The 13390-nt window shown below is 42.4% G+C and carries 11 protein-coding genes; 1 reads left to right on the top strand and 10 read right to left on the bottom strand.

Annotation, left to right across the window (positions count from 1 at the left end; translation table 11 throughout):
- Positions 1–120 precede the first annotated feature (120 nt).
- Positions 121–2001: an MATE family efflux transporter gene (locus AC5WOF_RS12620; RefSeq protein ID WP_496050313.1), complete on the top strand. Its 1881-nt coding sequence runs from the start codon at positions 121–123 to the stop codon at positions 1999–2001.
- Between the two features lie 246 nt (positions 2002–2247).
- Here AC5WOF_RS12620 and AC5WOF_RS12615 read toward each other — a convergent pair whose 3' ends face one another.
- From AC5WOF_RS12615 to AC5WOF_RS12570, 10 genes are all read right to left on the bottom strand, one after another.
- Positions 2248–3351 (bottom strand): PDZ domain-containing protein, encoded by a 1104-nt coding sequence (locus tag AC5WOF_RS12615; protein ID WP_496050312.1) that lies wholly within the window; start codon positions 3349–3351, stop codon positions 2248–2250.
- Between the two features lie 77 nt (positions 3352–3428).
- A complete protein-coding gene (locus AC5WOF_RS12610) occupies positions 3429–4961 on the bottom strand; it encodes a S41 family peptidase (RefSeq protein ID WP_496050311.1) in 1533 nt (510 codons plus the stop codon).
- A 110-nt stretch (positions 4962–5071) separates the two neighbouring features.
- Positions 5072–6157: a murein hydrolase activator EnvC family protein gene (locus tag AC5WOF_RS12605; protein WP_496050310.1), complete on the bottom strand. Its 1086-nt coding sequence runs from the start codon at positions 6155–6157 to the stop codon at positions 5072–5074.
- 30 nt (positions 6158–6187) lie between these two features.
- Complete coding sequence (locus tag AC5WOF_RS12600; protein ID WP_496050309.1) at positions 6188–7258, bottom strand: murein hydrolase activator EnvC family protein; 1071 nt, start codon at positions 7256–7258, stop codon at positions 6188–6190.
- 32 nt (positions 7259–7290) lie between these two features.
- The gene (ftsX, locus tag AC5WOF_RS12595) at positions 7291–8187 is read right to left on the bottom strand and encodes a permease-like cell division protein FtsX (RefSeq protein ID WP_496050308.1); all 897 of its coding nucleotides are present in this window, start codon (positions 8185–8187) and stop codon (positions 7291–7293) included.
- Positions 8177–8863, bottom strand: a complete 687-nt coding sequence (ftsE, locus tag AC5WOF_RS12590) for a cell division ATP-binding protein FtsE (RefSeq protein WP_240875885.1) — start codon at positions 8861–8863, stop codon at positions 8177–8179. Before ftsE ends, ftsX begins: the two co-directional genes overlap by 11 nt.
- A 411-nt stretch (positions 8864–9274) precedes the next feature.
- Complete coding sequence (argH, locus tag AC5WOF_RS12585) at positions 9275–10699, bottom strand: argininosuccinate lyase (RefSeq protein ID WP_496050307.1); 1425 nt, start codon at positions 10697–10699, stop codon at positions 9275–9277.
- Positions 10647–11906 carry an argininosuccinate synthase gene (locus AC5WOF_RS12580; RefSeq protein ID WP_496050306.1) on the bottom strand — a complete coding sequence of 420 codons (1260 nt, stop codon included), beginning with the start codon at positions 11904–11906 and terminating at the stop codon, positions 10647–10649. The genes argH and AC5WOF_RS12580 overlap by 53 nt, the downstream gene beginning before the upstream one ends.
- A 207-nt stretch (positions 11907–12113) precedes the next feature.
- Positions 12114–12773, bottom strand: coding sequence for a hypothetical protein (locus tag AC5WOF_RS12575; RefSeq protein WP_496050305.1), 660 nt, complete (start codon positions 12771–12773; stop codon positions 12114–12116).
- Positions 12774–13156: 383 nt separating this feature from the next.
- Positions 13157–13372, bottom strand: coding sequence for a hypothetical protein (locus tag AC5WOF_RS12570; RefSeq protein WP_496050304.1), 216 nt, complete (start codon positions 13370–13372; stop codon positions 13157–13159).
- Between the last annotated feature and the right edge of the window lie 18 nt (positions 13373–13390).

Genomic DNA, 13390 nt, shown 5'->3' with positions numbered 1-13390 from the left:
TTCCGGTAATCAGGATGCAAAATCTAATTCTTTATCGCTTCTATAGGATTTTCAAATATATGAATTCTCCTATTTTTCGACTACAATTGAAGTATGTGCTCCCTAACTTAAAGGAAGGTTATGAAAGAGAAAGAGCACCCGCTAAAATCGATGATCCATTTGGGCTGGCGACCGATGCTACTTGCCTTGCTCACTGCGATTGAAGGATTTGTCGACACTCTTTTCATCACCCGAATCGGGCTGTCGGCAATCGAAGCCGTGACCATCTCCGGAAACGTACTGCTGATCCAACTTGCGATCTACGCAACAATTGGTTCCGTAACGAACTACTACACTTCGACCTCAAAAAACAAAACCGAGGCATGGAAGTATCTCCTCCAAGCTCTCTATCTGAGCTGCTTTCTTTGCCTGGCATTGGGTGCGGTTGCCGTCGTCTTGGCTAGACAACTGCTTACACTCTATGGTGTAGAAGCAACTGCCAGTGGAGTGATCTACCTGCAAATGGTCGGCGGAACATGTATGTTTCCAGCCCTGTTTGGTGTGGCAAGAGACGGACTACAAGGACTCAAATTGCAAAAGTCTGCTACATACACAGGCTTTGCAATGATCATCCTCCATCTATTGCTGGACTACGTACTCATCTACCCGCTGCATCTCGGGCTGATGGGAGCTGCATGTGCAGGTGTGCTGTCTTCTCTGATCGGAACGGTTTGGATCATTTCGACATTCCTTCGCTATGCAGGCACTTACCTGCAATGGCAAATCGACTGGACGATTCAGAAGAAGATTCTCAGCCAAGCATTCCCCAAGGCTTTGGGAAATGTCTCCAATCAATTGGGGATGATTTATTACTTTGCCATTCTCGCTGGAACTGGAACTGAGGCCCTCGCTGCCAATCGAATCTTTAACGTCGTCCAAGGAGTGTTCTACATCACTTGGATGAGAGGAGTCTTCTCTTCTATTACCCCTGTGGTGGGTCCCATGATCGAGAAAAACAAACAAGTAGCCCATTACATTCGGTGGGCGCTTGGGACCGTACTCGTGGGTAGTATTGTTTCATGGACGATCCAACTTATGTTTGGAAAAGCTGTGGTTGGAATCTTCACAGATGATCCGATCGTCTCGAAGATGGCAGTTTGGCTGCTCCTTCTATACGTATGGGTAAATGGCCTTTGGGCTGTCTACGTATGTGTGGGAGAGGTGTTGGGGGCTCACAAACAAACTCAAATCTCTTCCACCATCATGTTCCTGAGCTCCGTCATTTTGGCGATTGGATGCTGGGTCGCTTCCCCGACTTTGGTAGCAATCTCCTATGCAGAGGCAGTCCAGTACCTGTTCATGGGAACTGTTTCAGTAGCCTATCTCTGTGGATACTTCAATCGTGCAGGGATCACGCTGTTTCCGGTTCGTGCAGCTTTCGAGCGTAGTTTGATGCTTATGAAGGATCACCTAGCACGACTGGCTGGGACACTTATCCAAATCCAACGTGTTCGGGATTATTGGTCTACCTTTAGTGGAGCAGGTCTGGACTTTACAAGGCATCAAGACATGATGCCTGTATTTTACACATTTCAAGCATACCATGCGATCACTAACCTTGAATCTCTCAGGCTGATTAAGGATGATTTGCCGCTTGAGGAAACCATGAGCACTGCCAAGGACTTGCTCCATAATTCCTTGACAACGATCGCAAAAAATAGGGATTTGCAAGAATTCCTTGAACTCGAAACTGGTACAACCTGGCCGCAAAATCGAAACTCCGTTACTGTGGTACAGAAATTTTTGGAAGCCTTCGTCCAACATGCAAAAGAAAAGGCAAAGGCCCCAAAAACAGCGAAAGCTATGTCGGAGCAAGTAAGGCGCATTGAAGCTTGCTTGCCTGACACCAGCATCACCAAGTGGCATAGGGCTTTGCCGGAGTTGGAAGACAATACTCCTCCTCTACCACAGTTCCAAGTCTACCCCAGAATCATGGAATCATATGAAACTAGGGCCTTCTGACACCGTTTGAGTACATACAACTGTAGTCTCATGGTAGAAGTTGGTCAATTGCCCAAGGTCGCAGCGTAGGTTTCGTTGTGATCAGCCCCCTTCCGATGTAATTGGGAGGGGGCAGTCATTTATGTCTTCATTCTTACATGAATCCACGATATATTCCAAAATTAAATGCCTACTCAGTTATATAGCATCAAATAAAAAACCTTCCCTGATTATCATGGAAAGGCTTTGATATTTGATCGAATTTTTTCACTCAAATAGCTTCTCTGCTCCTACTATCCCAAGATTCATGGGATCTTTCTCATAAATCGCCCGCTGAAGAAAGTGGCTGTCATATTGTTCATCTAATATTTCTAACTTACAAAATGATGAGAGTGAAACAGCTTGTTCCAAATCGGCTGCTGTCTGAATACGCACTCCATTTAAACGATGGATGATATCTCCAGTCTTGATTCCTAATACAGCAGCAGGAGTTTGTGGAAGAACAGCTAACACTTTTAACCCTTTTTCATCAGAGACAAACAATGGTGCCTTGCGTCTTTCCATAAATCGGCTCCAAAGATACATTACTTCATGACCAAACAATGCAAAAATGGCAGCTATCCATAGCAATTCCTTTTGGAAGGTTGCTAACCATAATATCGTAATCAGTGTACTTGCATATAACAACGTGAGCGTAGAAATAAGCCTCTTTTTTTGTTTGAGTGGTCTTGAGCATGTTTTACTAGCAAATCCCATCATGATAGGTAATGGCAGCCATCCTGCTGGAGTAAAAGCAACAAAGGAAATAGGCCAAGTTTTTGCGAGCAGATAACCTGGTACACTCTTTCCAGATATATGATCAAGTCGGACGGGTGTACTGGAAATAGAACCTTCTGCACGAATTAAAATCCATTCTAAGAAGTGAGCAAAACCAACGATATACAGCCAATTCACCACTGAGAAATGCTCCACTACGTAATACCACTTCACTAGTCCGATCGGTAAAACACTTATGTACATATAAGGCAGGGCTAAATGAAGCAAAGAAATAAACCCCACAGAGTAAGCGATACAGGCAAAACGTCTACGAAAAATAGCAAAAGAAATCGTCATCATCCAAACTAAAAATAATTCGTCTTTATTTATTTCGAACATAAAGGAAGATAATGCCAAAGAAAGTGCAAATCCAGTCAATAATCCATAACAACACGTTCGGAGTATGGCTGGCAGCGGTGCCTCCACAATATGGCCAAAATGCTTTCGCTCTAAGAGGTTTGTATAAATTGTAAACAAGATTGGAAGTAACAATGCAATAACCCATAGTGGCTCTGTCCATAGAAATAGCCAAGTTTTCATAAACTCTAGATGCAAAAGGAACCCCCTCCAGTGCAAACATCTAATAGAGAGGGTTTCGGCATAAGTACCAAATATTCCTTTGAGTTCACTATTTATTCACTAATATGAGCCAGAAATTGGATAGCAGTCTGCAATTGTTTATCGTTCTTTGGATCACGCAATAAACTTTGGTATGCAATTCCCAAATATTTTGCTGTCTGTGTATCTAGATTTCCATTTTCTGAGATTTTATTGTATTTTTGGAAGTTTTTCAATGCAGCCTCTGTACGAGTATCAAAATAGCCATCAGTTCTACCAGGTTTAAAACCAAGCGCATCTAAAATTAACTGCATATTTTTCACATCGGTAGAATTGCTATCCGGTTTCCAGGTTTGCTTTCCTGCTGGTAAATTCGCTTGTGTAAAAGCAAATGGAGCAACTTCAATATTTGGTGATAGTCCTTTTGTCCCACCATGTTGATCGATCCATGTACCATTTGGAGTCAACCATTTTGCGATCGTCAGTTTTAAATTACTGCCATCGGAATATTCAATACTGGATTGAACACTTCCTTTTCCATACGTTTTCTGACCGATCACCGTATACCCACCTGACTGTTGGAAAGCGGCGGCCATGATCTCTGCTGCACTAGCACTGCTTCCATCTACCAATATCGTGATGGGATATGATTTTAACTGAGTTGCTTTTGCACGATATACTTCTTTGTTTCCTGCCTTGTCTTGTGTACTCACAATGATTTTTCCTTCGGGAAGCAACTGTTCACACATTTTCACTACTACAGCTAACAGTCCACCGGGATTACCTCGCAGATCAATAATAAGACCTTTCATTTTTTTCTTTTCTAACTGCGAGATGGAAGTGAAAAATTCTTTATCGGTTGACTGTGAAAATTGAGAAATACCAATGTATCCAATCCGATTATCCAACATTTTATTACTAACCGTTTGTTGTGGAATATCTTTTCTGACCGCAGTAACCGTAAAAGGCGCCCCTCCTCCTCGCACGACTTCCAATGTAACTTTGGTTCCTTTTGGACCCCTGATCTTGGCTACTGCTTCGTTTAATTTAAGACCAATGATACTCTTTCCATCCACTTTGCGAATTTGATCATTTACTTGCAACCCTGCGTGTTCCGCTGGTGAGTCCTTAACAATTGATTCAATCGTCACTTGACCATCCTTCATCATAACGCCAGCACCTATCCCGGAAAAAGAAGAATTCATAATGGACGAAAGAAATTGTTTTGCTTCTTGAGGATTCATATACTCAGAATGCGGATCACCTAGAGCTGCGATCATGCCGCGCAAAGCACCATCCATTAGAGCTTGATCCGAAATATTTCTCACATAGCTGCTGCGGATAGTATCATAGGTCTTTTTCAGTTTTTCTTCATATGCTTTATATTCTTTTGACTCACTTGAAACTTGATTAGGTGAGCTGCTTGATTCCTGTCCCATAAAAAACAAGGAAGTCAGCAAACTACCTAGAGCCATAGCTGCTATCACCATAAGCGCAACTGTTCTACTACGAAAAGTCATTTCTCCAGCCCTTTCTTCATCAACAACGTGATCCAGTCTCTTTATGATGTAACACGAAAAACGGAACTCTCCATTATGCCCGTCCATTTTGGTTCTACTCTAACATATTCCTATCATTTGAGAAATAGAAGGAGGACATCTTTCACGCTTCAAAAGCGTTACCGGATGTCCTTCTTTTATGCTATATACCAAATGGATTAACCACCAAAATAGTTCATTGGGTCTTTCGCAGGCGGTTTGGCACCATAACCAATTCGCACTTCAAAGTGGAGGTGAGGACCTGTAGAGTGCCCATTATTCCCAACCGCAGAAATAATTTCTCCTTTGGATACTTCTTGTCCTACTTTTACTTTTACTTCATAGGGATAACTATGTGCATATCGAGTATAGAAAGGTTGCCCATTATATTCTCCATGATAGATGGTGATAAGCCATCCATATCCAGAAGATACACGACTTTCTACTACAACACCGTCAGCTGCTGCTCTATATGGAATTCCTATTTTTCCTTGAGTCCCAAAGTCAATCCCTTCATGCATCCTGCCCCAACGGAATTTAAATCCAGATGTAATGGGATAGCTCATTGGTTTTTGCAATGGTCCTGTATAAGCAAATTTTAATTTTCCGCTGCTTATCAGATCTTTATTGATATCGATCAATTCAGACTCGTTGGCATCTTCCATGCCTTGGAGTTCCTTTAATTTCCCTTTACTCTTGTTTAGTTCTGCCATCATTTTATTAAAAGCAACTTTTGATTTATCTACTTCTTTTTGCTGTTTTGCGATTAATTCGTTCAACTTATCGATCTGTGCTTGTACTGCTGCTGTTGCTTTTTTACGGTCTTCTAACAAAGCATAGTCTTGTTGTGCAAGTAACCGAACATACTCAAACCGTGCCAAAAACTCATTAAAGTTATTGGATTGAAGCAGAACAGACATATATCCAGTTTCACCTTTTTCATACAATTCGCGGAGTCGCTTATTAAATTGTTTCTGGAAGTATACTTCTTTTTGTTCTGCTTCTTTTTTTTGAACGGACACTTTGTCTACTTGAACTTGCACATCATCAATCGCTTTTTGACTTGCTGCCATCTGTGCATTATATTTTTCTAATGTCTTATTTCCGCTTGCAATGGAATCCATCACTTTCAACTTATCTTTGCGGATTTGCAATATTTCTTCACGTGTTGTTTTGGCATCCACTTCGGTGCTGCTGCCTACAATTATACTGGCACAAACCAAAACAGCTATCGTAGCGGTGAGTATTCGCTTTGTCTTATGCAACTCAACGTCCTCCCAGAAAGAATGTAGCTATTAAGATATGTATGGCATCGGATCAACTGCATCTCCATTTTTATGTACTTCAAAATGAAGGTGTGATCCAGTAGAGCGTCCGTTGTTGCCGATATCTGCAATCCATTGTCCTTTTTTGACTCGATCTCCGACTGACACACGCACAGTGCTTCGATACATATGACCATATAAGGTGGATAACTCATCTGAATGTTTGATGACAATGTAATACCCAAAACCATCAGGATCAGACTTAGTCAAAATAACTACTCCGTCATCCGCTGCAAAAATTTTCTTTCCATTAGAACCAGACTTGTTATCATCTATGTCTATACCTTTGTGTTTCCTGCCCCAACGAGAACCATAGTAAGACGTGATGGACCCGATACCAGGTTTCATCAATTCTCCTGTACCAAAATTCCCACTATATTGCTGAGACGCTAATTTTTCCAATCGCTCTTGCTCTTTAATAGCTGCTTCCGTCGCTTCTTCATCATGTTGAATATTAGCAAGTTCCTTGCTGATCCCTTGTGTTTTCTTTTCGATTTCTGCGATTTTTGCTTTTTCTTTTGCAAAAAGCGGTTGAATCTTTGCTCGTAAAACCTCAATGGATTTCTTTTTATCCGCAATAGACTTTGCTGTTTGCTTGTATTCTTTCAACAAGTTACTATCATTCTTCACAATGAGACGAATACCTTCTACACGAGCAAAAAACTCACTAAAAGATTTGGCCGAAATCAATTGTCCCATATAGCCCATTTCGCCACTTTGATAGAGATGAATCACTCTTGTATTTAACTGTTTTTGCTGTTGCTTTAACAATATTTCGTTTGCTGCGATGTCTTTATTCAGTTGTTGAAGCTGAGTATCATATTGATCCATTTGTTTTTCAATCGGTGCGATTTCCTTCTTCAACTTGTTCAATTCAGTCTGAACTTGTCCGAGCTGTTGATTTTTCGATTTTTTATTCTCTTGTATTTGCTTAAGCTTTTCTTGTTGTTCCGATTTCTTTGAAGGTGCAGCATAAGCATCTGCACCCCATATACTTAATGCCAAGCAAATAGACAGGCTAGCAATAAATAGGCGTCTCATATAACCCCCCCAAGTTCTATGATGTCAAAATCCTATATTTTGAGGAACTTACGAATAGAGAGTAAACTACCCGAGATACCAATTAATGCACCTAAAATAAATGTACTGACTGATAAATATGTCCCAAGGGAAGTTACTGGCATCATCTGAATAACGGTATATGCAGCACCTGAATTTACTGTATTGAAAAATGCTTGGTACAAAATCAGCAAAATTCCTATCGGTAATATAGCACCTACTACTCCGATAAAAGCACCCTCGATGAAAAATGGCCAGCGAATAAACCAGTTACTCGCACCTACAAGTCTCATAACTTCTATTTCTTTCCGTCTTGCAAAAATGGTCAGTTTAATGGTGTTGGAGATGAGAAATGCAGCTAACACGGACAATGCGATACCGAAAATAAGAATGACATTTCGAACCACACCAGAGAATCCAAGTAAGGTTTGAGTCACACCACCACCAGAGTCTGCTGCTACAATACCATCGATGCTTTTAACTTGTGATTCTAGTTGATTTACTTTTTTAGGGTCGCTTGGCTCGATTCGAATAATATCTGGTAATGGGTTTTGGTCCCCAGACTTCAAACCTTCGATAAAGTTTGCATCTCCCCAGCTTTTCTTCATCTCTTCTAAACCTTGATCTTTAGGGACAAGATCAGCTTTTTTCACGAGCGGATTTTGTTTCACTTTATTGAGAATCTCTACTTGTTTGGTTTTAGGCATGCCATCTTGAAGAGATGCTCGAACAGCTAATTGCTTGTCCAATTCTTTGGTCAAGTAATTGATGTTAAACGCAAATATAAGGAACACCCCAAAAATCAAAAGTGTTACAGCTACAGTCCCCATTGCCGCAAAACTCATCCATGAGTTTTTCATGATTCCGCGATACGCTTCGCGAAAATGGCGACTTAAGGTTTCAATCTTCATAACCGTATTCGCCTCCCAATTCGTCTCGCACAATCACGCCTTGTTCAATCGCAATAACTCGTTGGCGCATCGTATTTACGATTTCTTTATTGTGTGTTGCCATAACGACTGTTGTGCCACGTGCGTTAATCTCTTCTAATAGGTACATGATATCCCAGGAGTTTTCTGGGTCTAAGTTACCAGTAGGCTCGTCTGCGATGATAAATGTCGGGTTATTGACAATCGCCCGAGCAATGGATACCCGCTGCTGCTCTCCACCAGATAACTGAGATGGCAAGGCCTTCATTCTATCTCCCAATCCGACTAACTCTAACACTTCTTGAACGCGAGGCTTCATTTCTCGTTTTGGTGTTTCAACTGCCTCCATTGCAAATGCAACATTCTCATATGCAGATAAGTGCGGCAATAATTTATAGTCTTGGAACACGACACCAATCCGACGTCTCACATAAGGAATTTTCCAGTCACGCACACGTTTTACATTCACACCATTAATCAAAACAACACCATGAGTTGGTTTTTCTTCCCGGTACATGAGTTTGATAAAAGAACTTTTCCCTGCACCACTTGGTCCTACTATATAGACAAATTCACCTTGGTCTACCTTTACATCGATCCCGCGCAGTGCTTCAATTCCATTGGGATAGACTTTCCATACATCGTGCATTTCTATCATAAAATCACCTTCCGTTTTAGCACAGCATTTGTCGTTAGCGATTTTGCCTACCACTTAGGATAGGTAGTTCAGGTATTTCTCGAAACTTCTCTCAGTTTCCTCTTTTAATAGGAATTATAGTCGATAAATAAAGAATAACATTCCAAGTCAACAGTATTTGGTAATCAAAAGAAAAGAAGCTCTCTTCCAATATGCTATCAACACTTGTTTTTTTAGAGTAAAAGAATCCCCTGTCCAAAAAACCTGTTTCCTATTATAGCATCATTCTTAACGTTTCCTAGACTAATATTTTTCTAAATGATGATATATTCAAATTTGACAGCAAAAATCTCCAGTATAAGCAATAATACTTACTGGAGACTTATTATAACAGATCTTGTCTTTTTCATCGTTGGCAAGAAAAACCAAATATTAGACTTGAATAAGTTGCTGAGCAGTTTCCACTGTTTTCAACCATTGCTTTGTCTCATTGAGAGAACGACGTCTTAATATTAATTGATTCTCGACTTGTGCTCTAGCTGTGCCACCTTCACTCTTTCTAGCTTCTACTACATTTTCTTCTGCTAAAAAAGTATAGATATCTTCTTCTATGATGGGAGAGAATTGTTGGTATTCATCTAACGACAATGCCAGTAAATATTTTTGTTTTGAAATAGCATAAAGTACCGTCTTTCCGGTAATTTCATGCGCTTGTCGAAATGGTACTCCTTTTGAAGCCAAATAGTCTGCTAAATCTGTTGCGTTGGAATAACTCTGTTGTATATTTTGTAACATTTTTTCCTTTTTGACAACCATCGTTTCGATAACAGCACTCATCAAGGTTAGACAATTTTCCGTTGTTTCTACTGCATCAAACAAAGCTTCTTTGTCCTCTTGCATATCTTTGTTAAAGCTGAGCGGCAGAGCTTTTAGCATGGTCAAAAGACCCATCATACCCCCAAAAACTCTCCCTGTTTTCCCTCTGACCAGTTCAGGAATATCTGGATTTTTTTTCTGCGGCATCATACTGCTTCCTGTACAGTAAGCATCGTCAAGTTCAACATATTGAAATTCTTCACTCGTCCATAGAATAAGTTCTTCGGCCAACCGTGACAAATGCACCATGATCAAGGAACATGCTGAAGTTAACTCTACAATATAATCGCGATCGCTCACCGCGTCCATGCTATTTTCATAGAGGTTTGCAAAATGGAGACGATTTTTGACATATTGTCGATCGATAGGGAAAGTAGTACCTGCAATCGCCCCTGCTCCAAGCGGACACATATCTGTCCGCTTATAACTATCGATTAATCTACCCATATCTCGCTCCAGCATACTCGCATAAGCGAGCAAGTGGTGGGCAAATCTCACTGGTTGTGCACGTTGCAAATGCGTATACCCGGGTAACAGAGTATCTACATTTTTCTCTGCCTGTGTGAGTAGTACTTCAGAAAAAACAACTGCTTGTTCCACCAGTTCCACTGTTTTTCTTCTCGCATACAGATGCACATCCAATGCACTTTGATCATTTCTGCTCCGACCTGTATGTAACTTACCCCCAACTGGTCCGATGAGATCAATCAGCATTTTTTCAATATTCATATGAATATCTTCATGTTCTACTGTATATTGCAATTCTCCAGCTTTTGCTTTTTCCAATAACGTTTTCAGACCAGCTTTGATCGTTTCGGTCTCTTCGATGGTCAAAATTTCATTGGCACCAAGCATCTCTACATGCACGATACTTCCAATGATATCTTCCATCACTAACTTTTGATCAAAAGATATCGATGCTTGGAATTCAAGCGCCAGTTGATCCGTCGACTTGGTAAAGCGACCGCCCCAAAGTTTCATCTGCTTTCACCTCATCTTCATGTATCGTTGCATAAATATGCGTTGGTAATCCCCATAATTTAATAAAGCCGACAGCTGCTTGATGATCAAACGTATCATCTGTGGAATAAGTAGCCAACTGTTCGTTATACAAAGAGTACTCTGATTCCCGTCCTGTAACTACTGCGGTTCCTTTGTACAATCTCACACGCACATCACCTGTTACAAACTTTTGCGTTTCATCAACAAAGGCATCCAATGCCAATTTCAAAGGAGAGAACCATAGACCATCGTAAGCGAGCTCTGCCCATTTTTGTTCGATAGATGGTTTAAATCTCGCTACATCGCGAGTCAAAGTCAAATATTCTAACTCTCTATGTGCAGTAATCAATGTGATCGCTGCTGGGCACTCATATACTTCCCGTGACTTGATTCCCACTAATCGGTTTTCTACATGATCAATTCGACCGACACCATGTTCGCCTGCAATTTTGTTTAATGTGGTGATCAATTGATGAAAAGGCAGGTTTACACCGTCTAATGCCGTTGGAATCCCTTTTTCAAAAGTAATTACTACTTCTACTGCTTCATCTGGAGTATCATCGATAGATTTCGTCAACTCATAAGCACCTTCTGGCGGAGCAGTCCAAGGGTTTTCCAATACCCCGCATTCACAGCTTCGTCCCCAAAGGTTTTGGTCCACACTGTAAGGATTATCTAAATCAATCGGGATTGGAATATTGTGCTCTTGAGCATATTTGATCTCTTCATCGCGAGACATCGCCCATTCCCGAACGGGAGCAATTACTTTGAGATTTGGATTCAAAGCTTGAACGGAAAGATCAAATCTCACTTGGTCGTTTCCTTTTCCGGTACATCCATGTGCAACAGCAACTGCTCCTTCTTCCTCTGCTACTTGCACCAAAATCTGTGAGATCAAAGGACGAGACAACGCAGAAACGAGAGGGTATTTCCCTTCATACATCGCATTGGCTTTTAAGGCAGACTCGAGAAAGTGTTTTGCGAAATGTTCTTTTGCGTCGACAACAATTGACTTTATTGCTCCTACTTTCAGCGCTTTTTCTTTGACAAAATCCAAATCTTTTCCTTCACCTACATCAAGCGCAACAGCAATCACATCATATCCATAGTTTTCCGTCAACCAGCGAATTGCTACAGAAGTATCTAAACCGCCAGAATAGGCAAGTACAATTTTCTCTTTACTCATCATTCATCCGCTCCTGATTAATAAAAATTCATCTCAATGAGTTATTATACATTATTGTGCAGAAAAATGTATCAAAAAGTTATTTTTTTTGTAACTTCTTCTTTTTAACAAAATAAGATACTTATATTTTCCCATAAAATCACGCGGCGGACACCGCTCTCCTTGACGTTTGTCATAGAGAGACGAGTGTCCGCCACATTTGACTGGTTACCTGCCGCGCTTGCCGCCACCCGAGGTCTTGCCGCTCGAAGACGAGCTACCCGAGCTGCCGCCCGAAGACGAACCACCCGAGCTGCCGCCCGAAGACGTGCCGCCGGAGGTCAGGCTCTTCGGCGGGGTCAGCGCCTTCGCCTTGGACGGCGTCCCCGACGGGTTGAGCGTCTTCGACGTTCCCGGCGTGGACGGCTTCCACGTCGGCGTCGTCTTGGACGTGCTCACCGGCGTGGCCGTGGCCTTGCGCTTCTTGCCCTTGTCGGAGCCCGCCACATAGTCGAAGCAGAAGTACTGCGGCTTCTTCCACTCTCGCAGATTGGCCTGCTTCTTGAGCATCGGGACCTTCGCGATGTACTCGTCGCGGTCACACGCCGGCTTCGAGCTGACGACCTTCCAGTCGTACACCCGAGGCAGCCTGGGCGCGTACGGCGGCTGGTAGCACCGCTTGACCCGCTTGCCGTTGTCCTTGTAGGTCACCACGTAGTTGTCGTGGTCGGCGCACTTCTTGAACGGGTCCTCCGGCACCGACAGACCAGCCGTCCCCGTTTCGGGGTAGTACGGCGATGACGCCGAACCACCCTTGAAGGAACAGCCGGTCAGAGCGAGCGCCACAGTGCCCAGCACAATCAGACTCGAAGCCATGGGCTTCTTCATGGGTCCTCCCCAGTCAAAGTATCTCCCGAATGGAGATTCATACCTTTATCGTAATCAAAAATAAACAAAAGGTAAAGAAAAATAAGTATAAAGATCAATTATAACGGCGCGGCGGGCAGCTGCTCCTCTCTAACCGAAGTCAAAGAAGTGCTGCTGCCCGCCTTGATCAGTCTCAGCGTATGCCGCTGGCAACAGAGGCTGTTGTCTTCACGTTCTTCTCCTGTCTGCATCCCGTGGCCGTAAGGGCCAGACCGGTGAGGAGGTCTGCCGCGACAACTCGCTTGAAGTTGGTACCCGTGTGTTTCCTTTCCACAAAGGGCCGACTGATGTTTCTTTCGTTTATATTATGTTTTCTGTCCTTTCAAGTTCGAGGAGGGGGAAATTTAAGCGAGACTCACTTTCCATTTCCTCCGGCTCCGACGCTCCTCCATCGTATGGGGATCATGCTGCTCGTTCTGCTCGTGTTTGGAATGTTCCATGATGTGATGGGACATGTTCTTCCAGACTTGCTCGACTCCGATCTGTTGGAGCCCGAGCACACATGCCACAATCAGGGAGAGCACGAAGTCGAGGAGTACACCTTGTTGGCGAAGAAGCATATCTGTCTCTTTCTCTGT

The sequence above is a fragment of the Shimazuella sp. NTD250 genome (assembly GCF_059510375.1).
This window is presented reverse-complemented; position numbering and strand designations above follow the sequence as displayed.